General features: G+C 46.4%; 18 protein-coding genes. 6 read left to right on the forward strand and 12 right to left on the reverse strand.

From position 1 onward, the window contains the following. The first annotated feature begins 7 nt into the window (after nt 1–7). Nucleotides 8–670, forward strand: a complete 663-nt coding sequence (locus GO755_RS17560; protein ID WP_157586497.1) for an endonuclease III domain-containing protein — start codon at nt 8–10, stop codon at nt 668–670. 5 nt (nt 671–675) lie between these two features. On the opposite strand, the gene GO755_RS17565 is transcribed toward GO755_RS17560, so the two are convergent. Beyond that, nucleotides 676–1,212 (reverse strand): DUF4468 domain-containing protein, encoded by a 537-nt coding sequence (locus tag GO755_RS17565; RefSeq protein ID WP_157586498.1) that lies wholly within the window; start codon nt 1,210–1,212, stop codon nt 676–678. A 187-nt stretch (nt 1,213–1,399) separates the two neighbouring features. On the opposite strand from GO755_RS17565, the gene GO755_RS17570 reads away from it, so the two are divergent. Then, a complete protein-coding gene (locus GO755_RS17570) occupies nt 1,400–2,494 on the forward strand; it encodes an AI-2E family transporter (protein ID WP_198174859.1) in 1,095 nt (364 codons plus the stop codon). A gap of 17 nt (nt 2,495–2,511) precedes the next feature. On the opposite strand, the gene GO755_RS17575 is transcribed toward GO755_RS17570, so the two are convergent. From GO755_RS17575 to GO755_RS17600, 6 genes are all read right to left on the reverse strand, one after another. After that, nucleotides 2,512–6,390 carry an AsmA family protein gene (locus tag GO755_RS17575; RefSeq protein ID WP_157586499.1) on the reverse strand — a complete coding sequence of 1,293 codons (3,879 nt, stop codon included), beginning with the start codon at nt 6,388–6,390 and terminating at the stop codon, nt 2,512–2,514. 376 nt (nt 6,391–6,766) lie between these two features. Then, complete coding sequence (locus GO755_RS17580) at nt 6,767–7,225, reverse strand: DinB family protein (RefSeq protein WP_157586500.1); 459 nt, start codon at nt 7,223–7,225, stop codon at nt 6,767–6,769. After that, complete coding sequence (locus tag GO755_RS17585) at nt 7,222–10,233, reverse strand: glycoside hydrolase family 3 N-terminal domain-containing protein (protein WP_157586501.1); 3,012 nt, start codon at nt 10,231–10,233, stop codon at nt 7,222–7,224. The genes GO755_RS17580 and GO755_RS17585 overlap by 4 nt, the downstream gene beginning before the upstream one ends. Before the next feature lie 181 nt (nt 10,234–10,414). Further along, a complete protein-coding gene (locus GO755_RS17590) occupies nt 10,415–11,104 on the reverse strand; it encodes a porin family protein (protein WP_157586502.1) in 690 nt (229 codons plus the stop codon). A gap of 112 nt (nt 11,105–11,216) precedes the next feature. Then, nucleotides 11,217–11,651, reverse strand: coding sequence for an anti-sigma factor (locus tag GO755_RS17595; RefSeq protein ID WP_157586503.1), 435 nt, complete (start codon nt 11,649–11,651; stop codon nt 11,217–11,219). 5 nt (nt 11,652–11,656) lie between these two features. Further along, nucleotides 11,657–12,253 carry an RNA polymerase sigma factor gene (locus GO755_RS17600; RefSeq protein WP_157586504.1) on the reverse strand — a complete coding sequence of 199 codons (597 nt, stop codon included), beginning with the start codon at nt 12,251–12,253 and terminating at the stop codon, nt 11,657–11,659. 200 nt (nt 12,254–12,453) lie between these two features. Between GO755_RS17600 and GO755_RS17605 the strand changes: the two genes are divergently transcribed. Next, complete coding sequence (locus GO755_RS17605) at nt 12,454–12,735, forward strand: hypothetical protein (protein WP_157586505.1); 282 nt, start codon at nt 12,454–12,456, stop codon at nt 12,733–12,735. 47 nt (nt 12,736–12,782) lie between these two features. On the opposite strand, the gene GO755_RS17610 is transcribed toward GO755_RS17605, so the two are convergent. The 5 genes from GO755_RS17610 to GO755_RS17630 all read right to left on the reverse strand — a co-directional run bounded on the left by GO755_RS17610 (nt 12,783) and on the right by GO755_RS17630 (nt 17,108). Beyond that, a complete protein-coding gene (locus tag GO755_RS17610) occupies nt 12,783–13,973 on the reverse strand; it encodes an AsmA family protein (RefSeq protein WP_157586506.1) in 1,191 nt (396 codons plus the stop codon). 148 nt (nt 13,974–14,121) lie between these two features. Next, nucleotides 14,122–14,898 (reverse strand): pentapeptide repeat-containing protein, encoded by a 777-nt coding sequence (locus GO755_RS17615; RefSeq protein ID WP_157586507.1) that lies wholly within the window; start codon nt 14,896–14,898, stop codon nt 14,122–14,124. Nucleotides 14,899–15,078: 180 nt separating this feature from the next. After that, nucleotides 15,079–15,426, reverse strand: coding sequence for a hypothetical protein (locus tag GO755_RS17620; protein ID WP_157586508.1), 348 nt, complete (start codon nt 15,424–15,426; stop codon nt 15,079–15,081). Nucleotides 15,427–15,502: 76 nt separating this feature from the next. Further along, nucleotides 15,503–16,300: a PD-(D/E)XK nuclease-like domain-containing protein gene (locus tag GO755_RS17625; protein WP_157586509.1), complete on the reverse strand. Its 798-nt coding sequence runs from the start codon at nt 16,298–16,300 to the stop codon at nt 15,503–15,505. A 154-nt stretch (nt 16,301–16,454) separates the two neighbouring features. After that, on the reverse strand, nt 16,455–17,108 hold the full coding sequence (locus GO755_RS17630; RefSeq protein WP_157586510.1) for a hypothetical protein: 654 nt from the start codon (nt 17,106–17,108) through the stop codon (nt 16,455–16,457). Nucleotides 17,109–17,380: 272 nt separating this feature from the next. Here GO755_RS17630 and GO755_RS17635 point away from each other — a divergent pair, with 272 nt between their 5' ends. From GO755_RS17635 to GO755_RS17645, 3 genes are all read left to right on the forward strand, one after another. After that, complete coding sequence (locus tag GO755_RS17635) at nt 17,381–17,770, forward strand: XRE family transcriptional regulator (protein WP_157586511.1); 390 nt, start codon at nt 17,381–17,383, stop codon at nt 17,768–17,770. Between the two features lie 103 nt (nt 17,771–17,873). Further along, the gene (locus GO755_RS17640) at nt 17,874–18,359 is read left to right on the forward strand and encodes a hypothetical protein (RefSeq protein ID WP_157586512.1); all 486 of its coding nucleotides are present in this window, start codon (nt 17,874–17,876) and stop codon (nt 18,357–18,359) included. Between the two features lie 200 nt (nt 18,360–18,559). Next, nucleotides 18,560–19,555, forward strand: a complete 996-nt coding sequence (locus GO755_RS17645) for a mevalonate kinase family protein (protein ID WP_157586513.1) — start codon at nt 18,560–18,562, stop codon at nt 19,553–19,555. Nucleotide 19,556 lies beyond the last annotated feature (1 nt).

Genomic DNA, 19,556 nt, shown 5'->3' on the forward strand with positions numbered 1-19,556 from the left:
AGAGTACATGAAACAAGATTTTGACCTTACCGTTGTGCTGGCCCATATTGAAGAGGCCATCAAGCCCTACCCGAAAGCGGCTATGTTCGATCTGTTCGAACGAGGATATAATAGCCTGTTCGAACAATTGATTTCGTGCATTGTGTCTATCCGAACGCTTGACGAAACAACGATTCCTGTATCGTTGAGACTATTTGAAAAAGCGCGAACCCCCGAACAACTTCTCCAACTCGATGTTCCGACGCTGACCCAATTGCTCTACGGCACAACCTATCCCGATCAGAAAGCTTATACTATGCTTGGTATTGCTGAACGGATTGTCAATGAATTCAATGGCGAGTTACCCGCCAACTACGATACATTGACGTCGCTAAAAGGCGTTGGTCCCAAATGTGCCAACCTGGCTCTGGGCGTAGCAACGGGACAGGCGGCTATCAGTGTTGATGTCCACGTGCATCGGGTCATGAACCGCTGGGGCTATGTGCATACCAAACAGCCCGAACAAACCCTGAAAGTTCTGGAAGTGCAGGTACCCCATGATCAGTGGATAAATATCAATCGACTACTAATGCCGTTTGGTAAGCACATCTGTACAGGTACATTGCCACACTGCTCAACCTGCCCTGTGCTACCCTGGTGCGAGCAGGTAGGGGTGGAGCGCCACCGGTAGTTACCTTATTTCTGCAAGGTTGTTAAAAACTGTTTTAGGCTGGCAAGGGTGTCGCGGCAGGATTTGTCGATTTGACGGTATAGATCAGCTTGCTGACTGGCGGCTTGCTCAATTAATTTCCTGTTTGTGATTTTGCCGCCTGCCGCCCGCTCCAGTTCATCGGCAGTGCTACTGGTAGTCCTGACCGGTACACTGATCCCTTTACTTTCGGCAATAAGGTCGGTAATGGTGGCGCGATAGCGACCAAACTTAGCTTCTACAGTAAGCGTATAGCGGATGGTTTGATCGTCAATTCGATATAATGCCTTGATAAATTGGATATTATGCTCTGGATCATATTGCTGTTCAGCAGCTGGTTCTGAGGCATAATAGTATTCGGCCCAGTCATGAAGCTGTCCCATCAGTTGCCGGGCTGGCAATTTTGCGTTGGGCACACGCACGATTTCCTGATATTGAACCTGACCTGTTTCGTTAGTTGGCAATCGAAGTTGCGCTAGTGCATTGCCTGATAAAAACAACGTGAGGATGAGCAAATACTTCATAGTAAAGTGACTTCGTGTTTACGAACAAGCCATACTGCATAGCCTGTCAAAAGCGAATGCGAAGATAAGGCCGTTACGGATTTGACAACAGCGAAATCGTACATTGGGGATCGTCGAATCGAATAGTAACCATTGGTTCTTTACTTTAGTTAACTAATCATTCGTCTGCCTTAGCCCTTATACGCCTGTGAATCAACTCCCTCTAACCGTCAAGCGGTCTATTGAATTAATGGGCCTATGTCTGCTCTGTGTCTTAATTCTGGTTGGCAAAGCCATCATTATGCCACTGATTATGGCCTTTTTTGTCAGCATCGTTTTGCTGCCGGTTTATCGTTTTCTCAAAAAAGGTCGCCTACCCGATTCACTTGCCATTCTACTATCCATTTTGCTTATGATTGTGTCGGGCATTGTGGTAATCTGGTTTTTCTCGATCCAGCTTAGTAGCCTACTTGTCGACTTTCCGCAGATCAAAAAAACGCTTCTACTGCACCTACGTGAGTTAAGCGAATTTCTGGGCCAGAAAACACACTATTCCACCCAGCAGCAGCTTCAGTTTTTTCATGAACAAAATGCCAAACTACTTAATGCAACGGGTGATTTGCTAAGACAGGTAGCTACGTCTTTATCGTCGGTTTTTGTGTTGATGGGGCTGATGCCTATTTATGTATTTCTGCTGTTGTTCTACAAAAATTTACTCGTCCGATTTGTGTTTTTATGGTTTTCGGCCAAAGACCATAACCGGGTTGAGGAAGCGCTACGAGAAACAGAGTCAATTATTAAAAGCTACCTGATTGGATTATTGATTCAGATTGCCTTCATCATTGTCATTCTGGGTGGCACGCTGCAACTGTTGGGTATACCACACGCGCTGTTGATCGGAATTATCCTGGCGTTTCTGAATCTGATACCCTACGTTGGTATTTTCATGGGAACGTTCATTGGCCTGTTCATTATTCTGGCTTCATCGCAGGAGTTACTGCCTATTGTTGAACTGATTGTTGTGGTCGTGGTGGTGCACTTCCTTGATCAGAATATTCTTCGCCCGCGAGTAGTTGGTTCTAAAGTAAGAATCAACGCCTTAACCAGCATAATTGGCGTTGTCATTGGAGGCCATATAGCTGGCGTGTCCGGTATGTTTTTGTCATTGCCCATCATTGCCATTCTGAAAGTGATTTTTGATCGGACAGATATGTTTGCCAAATGGGGCGTCTTGTTTGGCGATGAAAATCCAGTGCATAGCCCCATGCAGAAACTGGCTTTGCGGATTTGGAAGAGGTCGTAAATGCCTAGGAACTAATTTTATTCCTCTTCAACAGGTAAGGGATGTTGCTGGCTCAATTTCAGGTAGTTGGCACGGTATTTTTTATTGCCTTTCACACCAATGCTGGTCAAAATGCCACTCGTCATCGTTTTGATCCAGTAGCCGAAAATAAACGTCTGCGGGTCGCGATCGTAAAAAATACGAGAGTCTGCTTCATTCTTTTTGCGCAAAACTTTGCCAATAACGAAGTTTTTAAACTTGATTAAAAACGTCTTTTTGGCCGTATCGGCAGGACTGAGCAAGCTGATTTTTAAATCTTTATAGTAAAAATGCATGTTGCCAACCGACGCATATCGGTTGCCCACCACTCGGGCTGTAATGGGCTGCACGTATCCGCCATCCAGATTAGCCGCTATGATTGGGTTCGTTATCGAGCTTAACTCGGGCAGGTGTACATCCGACGTTTGGAGCAGCATATGAAAACCTGCCAGCGAATCGCCGTAAGACTCCCGGTAATGGAGCCGATCAATGTTCAGCCCCAGCAGTTTCGTACTGGCCCTTAATACCAAACTGTCGGTCGTTTTTCTTGGGCGATTGGTAATGTTTTTCAGAACACCATTGATGCTCATCAACGGAACGTTACCTACTCGGTTCGTCAATTTGGAAGTTTCATGGTAAATAACATTACTATTAATCACCGAAATCGAATCAACCTGGAACGGAATAGTAACACGACTTATCAGCCGGGTAGGCATCAGTTTTTCAGGAATAAAGTCCGGGTCGGGTAGTCGTTTATCGCGCGACACATCCGCCGTAACGTTTTTCACCACAACATGATGAATGGCAATGGTCGAATCACGATGCCATTGAGCCATATTCAGCCCGTTCAATTGGGCTTCATCGCCTTTTACGGTAATGTAGTCAGCCTGAAAATGGGGTGGTGTCATAAACTCCTCCTGAGGCATTGTCGGAGCTACCTGAAAATTAGTGAGTAACAGACGGGCATTCTGGGGCGTCCAGGTTAGGTTGTCAGCCTGAAAAGCTGTAGCCGGTCTTGTCAAGAGCACGTCTGTCATGGCCAGATTCGTGTGATTCATCCAGGTTGACCAGGCTATCTTTTTTCCGGTTGTCCAGGTGAAATCCGGAAAGTTGACAGTTGCTGTAAATCGACCAACGCTCAGTTGACTAGGAAAGGTATTGTTCTTCGCTTTCAGCAGCGGATGCAAGTCATTAGCGATCAGACTAGCTTGCAGGTCGCCAACCAACATCGGTTTCCCTGTTTTGGTGGCTGATATTCTCCCATTGGTTAGCTGTACGGCCGCCGATGGGATTACGGTCTTTAGTCGGGGACTGGCAAGAATTATATTGGCTGGGGTTATCCGTAGGGATGCAAATGTTAGCGCTTCCTGTTTAGCGCCATACAGCCCCTTTCCATCTACATCAACCACCGTTCGGACACTCACCGAATCGCCGTCTTTTTTGGTGATGTAATTTACTTTAGCACTATTGATACCCAAATCATGAAGGGTAAATGTGAACGGAATGGAAAACGCGCTGGTTGGCCCTTCAGCAGTCGATTTTCCTTCTGTAATCAGGGTTAATTCGGGGCGCTCAAGTTGCACCGACTGAAGGCGAATTGTCGAAAAATTGGTCGAATTAAACGGCGCTGTGATCCGAAGTTGAGGAAGGGTAATATCCAGTTTTTTGCCCGGACTATAATCCGTATAACGTAGATTAGTTAGTGTACTGATTTGCTGGCTATTTACGCTTGCCTGTGCAATTGAAACTTGCTTGCCTCCCGGCTGAGTGAGATAAAGGTCATTCAGTTTTCCGCTGATCTGGTCCCAACTAAAGTGACCCGTTTCTGTTGTCAGGCTATCAATACGGATGGCTGACCCTTGAAAACCCGCCCGTATTTGCCTGGGTAAAGCGGCTTTCAGGGTTAGCTTGTCGGCCATTAACTGGGCAATATGAAGCAGCGGCAAAGACTCTTTAGCCTGTGTTGGCGTATGAACCTGGGTTGAACTTGTACTTTTTTTAGTGGTGTTTTTCATGTCAACTACTAAATCATGTACGCGAAGCAATTCAATCTGGATGTCTTTCGATTGCTGGAGCGCATCCCAGGCAAATGCTTCCCAGTATACTTTATTGGCCGTCAGGGCGGTTCCGTTGGAAAACTCCATTTGTACCTTATCGACTCCGTTGTACCGTTGTCTCCCATATAGGGTGTAATTCGTCAGGGCAACGGTTAGTTTTTTGGTCGTCAAATGCGCATTCGCTACGGTAAGGTTTGGAATGGCATGCTTCATGTCAATCAGCGAGTCGCTTACTAAAAAATCGTTCAGCAAAACGGTAGCATTCATATTTCTCATGGCTACCTCCATCGGCTCATCACCCACTAGTTTATACTGCGCGTTGGCGTTGATAATTCGGAAATTATCTACCTGAAGTAGCTCGCCCAGTCCGTGCAGGGTTTTGAACAAATCAACTTTTTTAGGGGGAGCGGTTGCTACCACATATGGCTTTGGATGTATGGCTACTTTTTTGGTGGCTACGATCACAATACTTGGCTGTACCAGTTCGGCGGCAGTGGCTACGAGTCGCTTCTGCATCAAATCTTCAAAACTGATATTGTGTAGATGCAGGAGTGGCGCCTTAAAGGTTAGGCCCTTTCCTGTTAGTTTGCGGGATGTAGTTCCGTACAAGACATTCCTGAAAATGAGATCTTTCTTGAGAACCTGAAATGATTCAACCCCGATTTTAAAAAGACTGTCAGGGGAAAAAAAAGCAATATTTCGCAGGCTCAGATTAACACTATCGGTGCTAAGGGAGTGATCACTCTGCTGATTGAGCGTTAGGTTGTAAATGGTCAGGTTTGCTTTCTGCGTGCCTCCTCTGGAAGCCGGATTTGCCTTGTTGGCCAGTAGAATTTCGCCGTCCTGGACCTGGGTATAGCCAATCGTTACGGTTTTAAACAGGGTTTTTATATTCGCGTTGATTGTGCCACTCGTATCCGTTAACTGATCTTTTCGGCTTTCAATAGGCAACGTGAGCACGGGTCTAACGCAAATTAAGGTATCGAGCCATAATTCACCTTTCTGGTAAACGGCCGGCAAATGCCTTGAGTTGAAGAAAAACTTCTCGGCCCGCAAACTCATTTCACCTTTTTGAGCAGTAGCGGGTTTCCGGAAATGAACCGAATCAATTTCAAATAACTGAGTAGCACTGGCAAAACGCAGCCCACGAAAGCTTAACGTATTTTTCCCGTCAGATAAAACCCATTGTTGCTTGCCCAGAGAAACCTCAATATGATCGGAGCCTAATACGCGCCGATTGTCATTGTCAATTTTTGAGAAATTGTGAACGACCAGATTAATGTCTTTGATGACAAAAGGCCCCCCTGAATTTCGTTTGAAAAGCGCGAACGATCCACCCTGAACGTTGAATGATTTTGCATGTAAATGGTCTAGGGTTTTTTGCAAATTTTCGAGAATACTCGACGTGTGAAACCTAGTCTGGTTATGACTTCTCGAATGAATCTTATAATCGTGAACGATAATTTCGGGCCTGGACACCGAAAAGCTATCGACTAATAATCGCTTTTTCAGCAGGAGTTCCCGCCATGATTCGATGGATAAATAGGCGTTGGGGATTTTTACTGTATAGTAGGAAGGTACATTCGTCGTGTCTTTCCGGGCGAAAGCCAAGCCGTCAATCGTAACGGTTCTATCCCAGATGGACAGACTTAAGTCTTTAGTCCTGAAGGTATAGCCGCCTTTGGTTTCTTTGTCAATAGCATAGGTTATTACGTCCTTTAGATTATTCACTAGCACATAATACAACACACCTGCCGCTAAGAAGGGTATTACTGCTATGAGGAGCAGAAGTTTCACCCAGCTTTTTGACAGCAACTTCATAGGTCTATGCGTGAGTAGAATGGGGAAACAGTCCGACAGATAGTTGTTACTGTTCGCTACTGTTAACTAACTATCAACATAATGAGTTTAGCTTTTATCGTTATTTTAATGGCAATAGCTTATAAATCAATGGATTGAAAAATGAAATAGCTTCGAATATTGTTTGTTATGATAGCGCGAACATCTTCGTTCGCGCTATAACCACTTTCCGTTTTCGCTTGGCTTTGCCGAGTGAATTCTATCCTTTAGGGCGTCTCGCCCGTATGAGTATGGCAAAAACGGGCCAGAGGCCCTTGAAATAATAAAATTCACTCGGCAAAGCCAAGCGAAAACGGGGGTAGGAGCGAAGTCGTTCGTATTATCTTGATCATAGCGCTTAAATGACTTCCCGTTTCCAGACAATATAATCGGTCACTGGCGCTTCTGTCAGCATGGGGCGTATCAATTGCACGACCTGACCACGATGGTAAGCCGCATGGTGACTCATATGTGTTAGCATATCAATCAGTGTATTTTGATAGGGAACGCCTTGCGAGTTGGCGTAGGCAATCGTCTTTACTAAATCCGGTTCAGTTAACCCCTCTACATGACCCGTCAGCTGACGGTGTTGACGCTCAGCAGTTTCGGCCATCCAACTAACAGGAATGTCTTCCCAGATAGACACAAAGACCGATTCGTTAGTGATACGACCCAACCATACATGTTGCGCCGATAGAATATGGCCCATAACGGCAAGGGCGCGTGCCGGTGGGTTTTTGATCGTCTCGAGGGAGTCGATTACCCGTAGATTGGCCCACAATTCGTAGTTCAGTAATCGAATCAGATAGTCTTTCATTGCAGTCCACGTTTGGTTGCCTGATACAATGCTTCAACGATATTGGTGCGGGTATTCAGATTGCCCAATGTAGGATTGTTTCGGGTTGGGTAAACCCGGTTGCACAAAAAGACGTACGTCAGGTTGTAAGCCGGATCGGGTTCAACCCACACAAACGTGCCTGTGTAGCCCGAGTGCCCATAACTGGCCTTCGTTCCCGACTTGGGTCCATTGCCCGAATAAGTAAACGAGGGTTTGTCAAAGCCCAATCCGCGCCGGTTGCCTAACTCCGGAAACTGATAACGTGTAAACTCCGCAATGGTTTTCTGAGAAATAAACTGCTGGCCACCATAGCTCCCTTTCTGACGATACATCTCATAGACCTTCATCAAATCGTTGGCCGAACCGAACAGCCCCGCGTGTCCCGACAGACCGTTGAGCATAGCCGCCCCCTCGTCATGCACGCGCCCCCAGATAAGCGTCTTACGAAACAGTGAATCATATTCAGTGGGAACAATGCGGTTCAACGAATAGAACCGACGTGGTAGAAACGTGAGCGTAGTGGCACCAAGTGGCTTATAGAAGGTCGTTTTAATGTAATCTTCAAAATCGACGCCCGTAATTCGCTTCACGATTTGAGGGTATAAAATGAACGAAAGATCGGAGTAGACGTACTCTTTCTTAGGGTTCAGAGGTGAATCACGTATCTGCTGGAAAATCGTTCTCGGATACTTTTTGAATTCGTACAGGCTGTCGGTTACTTCAATCGGATATCGGCTTGATTCTTCCGCTTTGAACGTTTTAGGCTTCCACGTACCATCCGGATTTTTTGTGTCCATCCAGAAAGGAATCCACGCTTTTAGCCGGGCCTGATGCGTTAGCACATCGCGCCAAACCAAATCCGCTTTGTTCGATTTTTTGAAACTGGGCAGGTAGTCGGCCATTTTTCCATCGAGGTTAAACTTGCCCTCGTCCACTAAACGCATCAGGGCGGGTGTCGATGTACTTACCTTCGTCACCGATGCCATGTCATAGAGATCATCCAGTTGCACGGGTAATGGCTCAGCCCCTAATGACGCATCGTAGGTGTGTTTTCCGTACGCTTTGCGGAAAATAACCTTGCCGTTTCTGGCCATTTGTACGACACAACCCGGAAACGCCTTTTGGGTCAATCCTACATTCACTAACGAATCTACTTGTTGCGTCAGGTATCGACTGTCAATCCCAACTTCTTCAGGAATGGTGTATTTGAGCCGACCATTGGGTTGAATCGTCATGCCATCGCCCACCCGAAACCGCTGGTTGACTGTAACGGGTAGTTTGCCCGACGCACCAATCGCTCCGAAAATCAACTGCGCCGATAATTCTTCTGTATAATTGGTTAGCTGATAAGGCATGACAATAGCTCGCGCCTGTTCGATGTTTCGGCTGGGTTGGGCCGTATCCATCGGAAAGGTCAGTTTGTCCAGCGCGTATACATTTCCAAACACCGTAACGACAGCCTTTCCTGTAGCTACTAACTCACCAAGCAGACCTGCCGTTTTGGCTTGTAGCCCGTATTTAACAGCGGGGCGGATATTGTTCAGGTGAACATCGACCAGAATCAGGTTGTAGTTTTTGAGCGAATCGCGCACCTGCGCCAGCGTTGAATCGGGCGTTTTTGAGGTTATATTAAAATGATCAACCAATGTATAATTGCTCGCCATTTGCTGGAAAGCTGTGATTTTATCGCTCTCAATAGCGACCGATGCGATTCGAAGTGTGTCCAGCCGTTGTAGCGGCAACAGATTCCGGTCGTTTTTTAGAACGGTCAGACTGGCTTCGGTAAGTTTACGGTTGAGCAATTCGTCCTGTACCGGGTTAAGGTCGCTTACAAGATTGTCCAGCACAATAGGCTTGTACTGATCCAGACCAACCCAGGCTTTGGCCTTCAGTACTTTCAGGCAACGGGCATCCAGCGAGGCCTGCGTCATGCGGCCATCGGCAATAGCTTGCTTGATCAACGAGAGAGCGGCTGGAACATCTTCCGTGAATTCCAGGACATCCATGCCTGCTTCCAGCCCTAGTTCATCAGCCCTGCCCGATGGAAAGTATTTCGTTACACCTTTCATGTTCATGGCGTCGGAAAAGACCAGACCCTGGAAGCCTAATTCATTTTTGAGCAGGTTCGTAACAATAGCGGGTGAGAGTGTAGATGGGCGATTTCGGGTCGTATCTAATGCCGGAATGCTTAAATGGGCAATCATGACGCCGGCAGCACCCGCATTGATCAACTGCCGAAACGGATACAATTCAAGTGAGTCGAGTTGGGCGCGGCTTTTGGTAATCAGCGGCAGATCATAGTGCGAATCGGTGCCGGTATCGCCATGGCCGGGGAAGTGCTTAAGGCTCGTTAGCAATTGATTATCCTGCATGCCACGCATATAAGCCAGCGCTTTACGGGCAACATCATACTTGTTTTCGCCGAATGACCGGAAGTTAATGACGGGATTGTTGGGGTTATTGTTGACATCAACCGAGGGCGCGAAGTTGACGTGCATGCCTAATCGGCGTGCCTGTTTAGCCAAATGAGCGCCCATTTGATAAATGAGCGAATCGGAACCTGCGCCCTGCATGGCACCCAACGTCATCTGATACGGATAGCGAACAGTACTGTCCAGACGCATAGCAATCCCCCATTCGGCATCCATAGCAATAAGGAGCGGCACCTTTGAGTTGGCTTGCAGCCGATTGGTTAATCGGGCTTGCCGCATCGGGCCACCCTGAAACATCACGACGCCACCCAGTTTATTTTTTTGTACAAGTGTCACGAGAGAATCTTCGTAACCTGGTTTTCGGTTCGAGTACCCTGCCACCATAATCAACTGCGCGATACGGTCGTCGGGAGCCATATTGGTGAATACCGAATCGACCCAGCAATTCTGACGTGCATTGAGTTGAAGAAAGGTGGGCGAGGTTGTTTGCGCCAAAGCCGGTATAGACAATAAAACGCTCAATAAACCAACTAAAAGAGACCGACAGGATGGCATGAGTAAATAAAATTGGGGTCGTGAAGTGTCAAAAATACAAAAATAACGTCCTCGCCACTTCAGTAAAACGTGAAATGACGAGGACGAAAGTAAAGTATGATTTACGAGTTGCGATATATGAATTACGATTTTTGCCGACACAGACCGGAGGAAATCGTAATTCGTACATCGTAATCCGTAACTATCTTCTGTAGCGGCTGGGGTACTCTTTGCCAACGCCGAAACTATAGCCCAAGGCTAATGTAAACGTTGAGTTTTGCAATGAGCCACGAGGTCCCCACACGTTATATAAATTGGTTTGTACGTCGCTTAAGCCGAGTGTATAGCGGGCGTCGATCAGAAAGTGTTGCCGATTGCCCGTTCCCCAGTTGAGCTGAAATCCACCCGTTGCCCCTAAATCCAGGTTGTTGAAATTTTCGCTATTGTCGCCATTAAGAACAGGCCCCGTTCCCTGTAGATAATCGCCTTTAATACGTTTCGCATTCATTTTAATGCCTAACGAAGGACCAATAAAAAGATTCGGTCTAAAATTGCCTGATAGCGTCAGGAAATACCGGGCAACAACTGGAATCTCCAAGTAATTGACCCGCTGAATAAACTTCTTGGTGTTGTCGTTATAGCTCGTGCCGCGTTGTGAGTATAAAAAATCGGCCGAAATGCCGAAGTGATTTAGTGAGCTGTACATAATAAAAGCACCAGCAGACACTCCGGGCGTAAATTTCATGTAATCGGCATTACCCCAGTAATTAGACAAATTTAAGCCGACACGTGGCCCCACACTAAAGCGCTGTTGCGCGGAAAGGCTTGAGAAACAGCCAGAAACGAATACAAATGCAAGAATGATAGAGCGTAGTGAATTTGAGCGAAACATGGGAAAATCAATAAGTTGATATGCCCGGTTAACGTCTGAGCTTCGGCAAATGTTTTATATTAGTGAAAGACTTCCATCATTTTATTCAGAAAAAGCTGCCTGATGAACTGGCTCAGGCAGCTCTATAAATAATCGCTTGCTGGTCTATCGAACTGGCAGATTTAGGCTGAAATACAGTCGTTTTTGACGGAGTGATTGGCTTCGGTTTGACTGGATATTTAGGGGCAAAGAAAATAAAATAGATGGCCATCGCCAGCATAAACAGAATGGCAGCCGTGGTTGTAGCGATCCAGAGTGGCCAGAGTCGTTTCCGATTGGCAGATTCATGAATACGCTGGTGTAGCGTATTGCGCAAATCCGCTATTTGCTCGGTCATTGAACCATTGGCAACATCGCTGGCGGTTTGTTGCATGGCCTCCAGACCCGCCAGTGCATCGGCATAAAATGGATTTTCCAGCAACAATCGCTCGACACGGTGTCGCGCTGGCCCGCTCAGCCGACCGGACTGATAAGCCCTTAACTCTTCGAATGTCAGTTGGTCGTTCATAAGCCTTATTTACTCATACAAATTTTCAAATTTCGCCGACCATTTTGCAAATAACTTTTCACCTGTTTTAGGTCATAGCCTGTCAGGTCGGATACTTCGGTGTAACTTTTTCGTTCCAGGTAAAACAAGGTCAGGCAGGTTTGCTGCTCGACTGGAAGTGTTTTTAGACAGGCTTCCATGCGGCTGAGATCTTCCTCCAGCTCCAGCGTATCCGTTTCGTCACTCCGCAACCTTAGTAAGGGTTCATCTTCTACTTCACCTGTGGCATTGGTCACTAACTCTGTTTTGGGATGAGCCTGATTCTTACGTAGTTGCATCAGGCAGTAATTGCGGGCCACGCTATGTAGCCAGGGGCCAAACTGTTGCACTTCGTGGCGACGCAGGTCATTTACTAGCTGCTCAAACAGGTTCATGACGGCATCTTTAGCCTCATCTTCATCGCGCAGGTAATTGTAACAAACCGCATAAATCAGTTCCATATGCTGTTCATAGAGTTCTCCCAGAATGGCCAGATCGCCCGTGGAGCGATAAGCTGCCACATAGTCGGCAGCATCGCTGCGATGGCGGTCGGGCTTGGTCTTACGAAACAGTTTCAGAAACATAGGTTGGTGGCTGCTTAGTCAACAGATGCAGAAACCGATAAAATTCCACACGACTTGATTCCCTATTTTTCGACAGGATTACCAAGATAAGATAGAACTTCTGTGCTAAAATCCTGTCTTATCCTGTTAATCCTGTCGAAAACAATCGTAACCGAATCCTGCTCAGGATCGTTACATAAGGATATAAACTCAACGATAGTATGAAACGGATCTTTTTGTTCACTAGTCTACTGGGCGGCCTCATTTGTATGAGTACAGTTGCCCAAAGCGCTCAGTCCCCGGACATTCAGCAATCAACGTCAACGACAGATACACGCCAGCCTACTCCATCTCAGCCTAAACTAAAGAAAAATAGCAAGAGTGGAAACCCGAAGATGCAATCTACGACAGACACAATCGTGCCTAAAAATCGTAAGCAACGGCGACTGGCGCCCGATTCATTACGTCGGGGAGGAGCTACCCGCGTTGATACCGTTCGATAGAATCTGTGGCGTCGGTTACTTATAACCGACGCCACAAAAAAACTGACCTATTTTTTCTTCTGACGTTCCGCCTTTCGTTCTTCCCGTTTTTCCTTCCGTTCGGCTTTTCGCTCGGCTCGCTTTTCTTTTCGTTCGGTTTTCTTCTCGGCTCGTTTGGCTTTGTAATCGTCTTTAAGGCCTTTGAATGCGTCTTTTACGGTAATATTATTATCAAACTCTCCGCGAAAAGCCTGAATATATGCGTTGCGCAGAATACCGAAAATAGTTGGCCAGACAGCCGTTTCAATATTATCGACGGTGCCGTTTAACGGAATACGGGTAGCAACTTGATCGTGTTTCTGGTTTTTAAGGACATCTGTACCAACCTGTGCAATAAGTTCTGTAAAAAAGCGACCTACTGATCGATTGTCATGCTCGTTCAATTTGAAGATCTGCATGCCCTTGGTAAGAGGTTTGATATAGCCATTGAGCTTTTTGTCCACCATGGCCATCTCACTATACACACTTACAGTGCCTTGGTTGAAGTCGAGATTGGCGTATTGACGGGCAAGTGTATTAAGCTTGACTAGCTGGAGGTCACTGAATCGAAGGTTGTAATCAAAATCTGGAACAACCTTCAGCAAATTCATATTGGCCGAAAAGTTCATGGTGCCGCCATAACCTAATACGTCGCCAGAGGCTGTCACCGGCGAAGGCAGTAACTTATTCTTATCTTCAACGTTACGAATATTTCGAATTTCCCCCTGAAATCGCTGCATCGATAAGTCAGCGCGGGGTTGGGTGACCAGACTGGTCAGGTTTACTTTACCGTTTACAACCGCAAACCGGTTAATGTTAATGGGCAATAATTTTTTCAGGTAAGCTGTCCAATCGACTTCGGCGCCGGTTTGGTTGCTGGCTTCATTTTTACTAAACGCGAAGTTGATTTCAGGCTCGTAACACTCGACTTCACTAACTAATTTGCCTTTTAGTAATGACTTCCACTCAACTGAAAGATCAGTTTTGGGAATAAACAGAAATGGCTCTTTAATCTTGCCGTTAACTTTTCGAATGCGAAGATTATCGAGCTGGTAAGCACCCCGAATGAGTTGAATATCAATATCTTCGACATGTCCAGTATAGCCGCTCATGTCGGCCAGTGTCTTATTGACATATCGAAGCACGAAATACGGCAATAGTAAACGGGCAATAACCAATAGAATGATTACTGCGATCAGAATTTTGGTCGTGCGTTTCAAAACGTTGAGTGGTTGGTGGTAACGTTCTGATAAACACGCAAGTTGGGAAATGGTTAATTAGTGGAGTAAGTGAAAGTGGGTGGAGTAAGTGTAGTTAGCGAAACTAGTACACTTACTCCACCCACTTTCACTTACTCCACTAAGTTAACTACCGGCTTGGCGAAAATTTCCGACCGTCGAGGGTGGTGTATTTGAAGTCGGTAGAACCTTCAAAGCGAACTTCGTCGAAATTAGTGCCCCGTGGAAGGTGCGTGTATTTGAAGTCGGCATTGCCTGAGAAGCGAGCCTTCTGAAAATTAGTTACTTCATCAAATTTGGTGTATTTGAAATCGGCAGACCGCTCAAACGTTGCTTTCTCGAAGGAAGACGACTCATCGAACTTGGTGTATTTAAAATCGGCATAACCTCGGAAAGTTGAATTGCTGAAATCAGCCGCATTGCGGAATTTGGTATACTTGAAGAGGGCCTCCTCACCGAATCTATTGTTGGTAAAAATAGCCCGCTGACTGAATAATGAATATTTGAAGGTGGCATCGTCTTCAAACTTGCAGCCGTCAATAGTTACAGCTTCTGTAAAATCGGCGTTGTAAACGATATTGTTCGTATTGAAAAGCCGTTTGCCATCCTGATCGTCGGTGTGATAAGCCAGAAACTTCCCTTTGAATGTGCAGTTTTTGAATGTCAGTGGCACTTCAACTACGCTTAAGTATTCGCGAGAGTCGCCTTTCCAACTGCCTTCCCGTACTTCTTTCCGGTTCGCCAGGTTGGTTAGGTCTAGTTCACCCGTAATGGTTACGTTCTGGTACGAAACGGCTTCTTTACGATTGATTTTAGCTATAATGTCTTTCGCATCAATGGTTGATTGAGCTAGCGTAGGTGCCAGCGCAACAAGGGCGAGCAGGAGGGAGGTAACGAAGGTTTTCATGTGTCCTTTCTGAATTTGTGTTTGACTTTTGACTAAAGATGTAAACCAAACCCAAAAGGTTGCGTGGAGGAAAAGATTAGTTGTAAGTTGGTAAGTAGCAAGGGAGTAAGTGGATGACGCCTGTATATTACTTTTTGCGCCAGCACTTACTCCCTTGCTACTTACCAACTTACAACTCCCTTAATCAAGCCACATCACTTTGTCGTAAGCCTGTTCATAATCCATTTCTTTGAGCGGAATCAGGCTTGCAAAATGACCTGTCTCGTCGGTCTGAATAGCGTTCCAGCAACCCGATGCGTTTCGTAACAACAGCCGGTAGCCGTAAAGCGGGTGTAATGTATCGCCATCCGTGCGATGGTCCCAACCCGTTTGTAATTCGATGGCGAAGGCAATTCGATCCATTACCTCACTCATTTGCTCGGCAAGACTATCTATGCTGTCCAGTTCCTCAATCCAAAGCACCAGTCCGTCGGTGCCCCAGTTGAAATTGAGTTGAGTAGGCGTGAGAGTTATTATGGAAGCGTTCATGATTCTTATGTTTCAGGTTTCAGGTTCAAGGTTCCATGTTAAGTACTGAAACATGAAACCTTGAACCTGAAACAGATTACGCACTCATACTCCATGCAGAAGGTACAAGCTCTGGTTGTGCTTGTTCTTCCTGCCATTTACGAAGCCAGAAACGGTACTTCTTTCGACCGTAGTCGAGGAAGCCCGGAATGGACGTAGCATCGACAGCGAAGAGTTTATAGGGTTTCTGTTTCATGACGCCAACAAACACGAACCGAAACTGGCGGGTCGTGTCCCATTCACCGTTGTCGGCATGACGCAGATTGTCTACATAAAAAGCGGCCTGTCGATCGTAATCATAGGTATAACATGATTCCAGAAATTGCGCCTGCGTCCGGGCTGAGGTCGTTTTTAAGTCGATAATCAGCGCGTTCCGACGTTTGGGACTGGTGTATACCATATCTAAGCGTGCTTTGCAGGCTATACCCGTCGTGGGTTCCGTTGACAGCACAATACGCTCCCGCTCCGACTGACGCAGATACCGGCGACAAAAGGCGTCCTGCCGAATGGGTTTCATTAGTGCCTGTAGCTGCTTCGCCTGAGCAGGTGCCAGTCCATTCTCCGCGACTCGATTCGATGAGTCGATCATATCGGGAAGGAACTGCGATAGCACGGTGCCGACAGTTTCAGGTTCAAGCAAATGTTGGTGAAACGCCCGGCCAAATACCTTCGTCTTTTCGGCTATAAATCGTGTCGATGGTGCCGACCAGTAGCCCAGATGCTCTTCTTTCAGGCGCGTTAAGTCAGAATTCGACACGCGCGGCAGTGCCCGGTAAAAATCGCCGGATGTAATGAGTGGCTGAACTGGTTGTATCGGAATAAGGGAAGTCATCATAAAATGAGTGTAATTAGTGCCGTATGTGAACATAGTGGAGTGGGTGAAGTAGGCGAAAGTGAGTGGAATAAGTGGAGTGGGTGTAGTCAGCGAAACTAGTACACCTACTCCACTTATTCCACTCACTTTCGCCTACTTCACCCACTCCACTTAATTAACCCGCCGATAACAATTCCGGCTCATCGGCCAGATTGACGAAGGGGTTGTAGTAGTTCATCGCTGTTTTGATGTTAGCGATATCGGTAAGCGTTTCCTGCCGGAAGATTTTTACCTCTTGAGCAAACTGTTTCAGTTCAGCTGTTTTTTGCACATCGCCAATCTTGTAAGAGAACGTAGCAATGTAATACACACCTTTAGGTTGCACTTTGGTGTATTCTTTCTTTTCGGCAACGGCCGTGATAACCACATCGGCCAGAGTCAGGTCATCGTAGTAGAGCGGTTCAATCAGACGGAAAATATTATCGACAGAATACCCATGAAATAGCAGCGCCGACACACAGTTTTTGTCGTCGATAAAGAAAATTTCTGCCCAGTTTTTGGTGCCCATATTCAGGATATTATCCGTAAAAATTCGCCAGGCTATGGGTTGGAAGGTCAGTGTACGGCCCAGTTTCTCGGTGCCGTTAATATTGAACACACCTTCTTTGGCGTCGAATCGATACTGGCGAGGGTGTCCTTCGAGGTATTTATAGCGTCGTACAACACTATTATTAACCACTTCGGCGGTCAACTCATGAATTTTTTGATCCAGTTTCGGAGCGCTATCGCTTTGATTTGTCTCGATTTGGCTTTTGTTTTGTGTGTTCATTAGTATTTGTTGTTTACTGTTCAAGCAGGGGACCCGTTTTGCGGTCCCTTTTGCCTTTTTAGGGGCTCTGTTTACAGGTTTAAATATACATACTTTTGTGTAATAAGCAAAGCCATTCTAAAAGAAAATTGCCGTTTATTTACAGGGTAATGTGTAATTTTTAAGGGTTAGGATTGAGACGGTCGTATTGAGAGTAGCTGATATACCAACACGCACGCGATAGCCATTCTTACTCCTAACTTCTCGATCTTAATTCCTCACTCCTAAAAAAAATGATACACCTGCGCCTTCAACAATTAATTGATTCGCTAAATATTAGTGTGCTCGAATTTTCCCGGCAGTTGGGTGAGAATCGGGGCGAAAAAATATATCACATTTTGCACGGCCGGTTGAAGCCGCGCTATGACACACTCGAGAAAATATTAGTGGCGTATCCGCAGGTTAATGGTGACTGGTTATTGAGTGGTGAAGGCCTCATGTTTAAGACACTTAATTCACCTTCGGCGGCTATCACAACCGAAGAGCGACTACGAAATGTTGAGTTCCTACTTTTTCAACTCAACGAGCGGGTTGCCTTACTCCAACAAACGAATGACCAATTGCTGGAGGAGTTGAAAATGCGTGGAGCAGGGAGCACGGAGCACGGTAGTCCACAAAATTAAGCTTCAGTCAGTCTTCCCTGCACCGCGCACCCTGCTCCACGCTATCCACGCAAAAAAACAACCCATTGCCATTTCTGGTTATAGTAAAAAAACACTTAACGTTATGGCAACTACATCACCATTCGACCCAGATAAAATTGATCCTGAATACTATTCAAAAGATCCTAACCAGCACGGTACGTCCGATTATGGGCACGAATCGGAAGGTGTTGGTACCAATGTCTACAAAGATTCGACGTCGGGTATGGATATGGATAGCGACAATATGATTATGACGCACGATAGCCGCGAGGCCAACCTCAGTGGAAGTCGACCAATTGATGCACAAGTGGCAAGCCTTGGCGGTTTTCAGGAGTGGGACGTTGACGCCGATACTATCTCTGAAGTCCCTAAAGGGCATATGATGAGCGACGAAGCCGCTAAGAAACTAAGCGAAGTGGCCGAAAATCCGTCTGACGATGCACTGCTTCACCGGGCCGATGCCACCTATCTGGAAGAGGGCGACGATCCAAATAAGGGTTATGATCCGCATAATGTGGGTTATAGCGGGAAGGACAAGACAGATGTGGAGAAAAATAAAGTAGACTAAACCACACGATTATCTCTTTAAAAAAGCGACCGGATCATTTCCTGGTCGCTTTTTTAGTTAATGACAATCAGGAGTTTCCTGTCCATAGAATCAATACAATTCATAGAATCTACGTTTAGTAACTTATGCTACGGAATCTTTCGTAAACTTGTCGTTTAATTGTTTAGCTAAGCCTGCGGATATTAAGTCCGCTTTTTATTTTGCTCATCGAAACCCGTGCCTATGCCCGAGCGGGGATGCTCGGCAACCCGTCTGACGGCTTTTTTGGCAAGACAATCGCCATTACCGTCCGCAATTTTGGAGCGTCTGTAACGCTCTATCCATCACCCGAACTGCATATTGAACCGCAGCCGCAGGATACGAACGTATTCAGAAGCTTACACCACCTGCGCGATTCGGTAAGCATGCTCGGCTATCATGGGGGCGTTCCGTTGCTGAAAGCGGCCATCAAGAAGTTCGCCGAATATTGTGAAGCCGAACAGATTCGACTCCCTAATCAGAATTTCTCGATTCGCTACAATACATCAATTCCCCGGCAGGTTGGTTTGTCGGGTTCCAGTGCCATTATTGTCGCTACGTTCAGGGCGCTTATGCAGTTCTATGGCGTTGAAATTCCTCAACCCATATTGCCGAATCTGGTACTGGCCACCGAAGCTGAAGAACTGGGTATTACGGCTGGTTTACAGGATCGGGTCATTCAGTGCTATGAAGGCTGCGTGTACATGGATTTCGACCGGGCTACCCTTGAGCGTCAGGGGTATGGTCAATATGAACCGCTTGATCCGCGCCTGCTTCCAAAACTGTACATTGCGTATAATACCGATCTGGGTAAACAGTCGGGGCAAGTGCATAACGATGTCCGGTCGCGGTGGCTCAAGGGTGACCCTACGGTGATCGAAACCATGAATTCGATTGCCGATGTGGCTCGCCAGGGACGCGAAGCGTTGCTCAGGCAGGATACGAAGGGACTGAACGAACTTGTGAATCGTAATTTCGATCTGCGCTCTCAGATTTATAACATCAGTGATCGAAACCGGAAAATGATTGAAACCGCTCGATCCTGCGGGGCTTCAGCTTCGTTCACCGGTTCGGGAGGCTCGATCATCGGCCTCTACCGCGATGATGCGATGTTGAATCGCCTATTTGTTGAATTGAAGAAAATTAATGCCCGCGTTATTAAGCCTTATGTAGTTTAAA

Origin of the sequence: Spirosoma arboris, from assembly GCF_009754945.1 — a bacterium.
Taxonomy (GTDB): domain Bacteria; phylum Bacteroidota; class Bacteroidia; order Cytophagales; family Spirosomataceae; genus Spirosoma; species Spirosoma arboris.

Excerpts from the sequence above, each read along its gene's own strand:
- GO755_RS17635 (WP_157586511.1), top strand. The coding sequence starts at position 17,381 with ATGATACACCTGCGCCTTCAACAATTAATTGATTCGCTAAATATTAGT.
- GO755_RS17630 (WP_157586510.1), bottom strand. The coding sequence starts at position 17,108 with ATGAACACACAAAACAAAAGCCAAATCGAGACAAATCAAAGCGATAGC.
- GO755_RS17605 (WP_157586505.1), top strand. The coding sequence starts at position 12,454 with ATGAAACGGATCTTTTTGTTCACTAGTCTACTGGGCGGCCTCATTTGT.
- GO755_RS17580 (WP_157586500.1), bottom strand. The coding sequence starts at position 7,225 with ATGAAAGACTATCTGATTCGATTACTGAACTACGAATTGTGGGCCAAT.
- GO755_RS17575 (WP_157586499.1), bottom strand. The coding sequence starts at position 6,390 with ATGAAGTTGCTGTCAAAAAGCTGGGTGAAACTTCTGCTCCTCATAGCA.
- GO755_RS17600 (WP_157586504.1), bottom strand. The coding sequence starts at position 12,253 with ATGTTTCTGAAACTGTTTCGTAAGACCAAGCCCGACCGCCATCGCAGC.
- GO755_RS17595 (WP_157586503.1), bottom strand. The coding sequence starts at position 11,651 with ATGAACGACCAACTGACATTCGAAGAGTTAAGGGCTTATCAGTCCGGT.
- GO755_RS17590 (WP_157586502.1), bottom strand. The coding sequence starts at position 11,104 with ATGTTTCGCTCAAATTCACTACGCTCTATCATTCTTGCATTTGTATTC.
- GO755_RS17565 (WP_157586498.1), bottom strand. The coding sequence starts at position 1,212 with ATGAAGTATTTGCTCATCCTCACGTTGTTTTTATCAGGCAATGCACTA.
- GO755_RS17640 (WP_157586512.1), top strand. The coding sequence starts at position 17,874 with ATGGCAACTACATCACCATTCGACCCAGATAAAATTGATCCTGAATAC.
- GO755_RS17560 (WP_157586497.1), top strand. The coding sequence starts at position 8 with ATGAAACAAGATTTTGACCTTACCGTTGTGCTGGCCCATATTGAAGAG.
- GO755_RS17620 (WP_157586508.1), bottom strand. The coding sequence starts at position 15,426 with ATGAACGCTTCCATAATAACTCTCACGCCTACTCAACTCAATTTCAAC.
- GO755_RS17615 (WP_157586507.1), bottom strand. The coding sequence starts at position 14,898 with ATGAAAACCTTCGTTACCTCCCTCCTGCTCGCCCTTGTTGCGCTGGCA.
- GO755_RS17585 (WP_157586501.1), bottom strand. The coding sequence starts at position 10,233 with ATGCCATCCTGTCGGTCTCTTTTAGTTGGTTTATTGAGCGTTTTATTG.
- GO755_RS17625 (WP_157586509.1), bottom strand. The coding sequence starts at position 16,300 with ATGATGACTTCCCTTATTCCGATACAACCAGTTCAGCCACTCATTACA.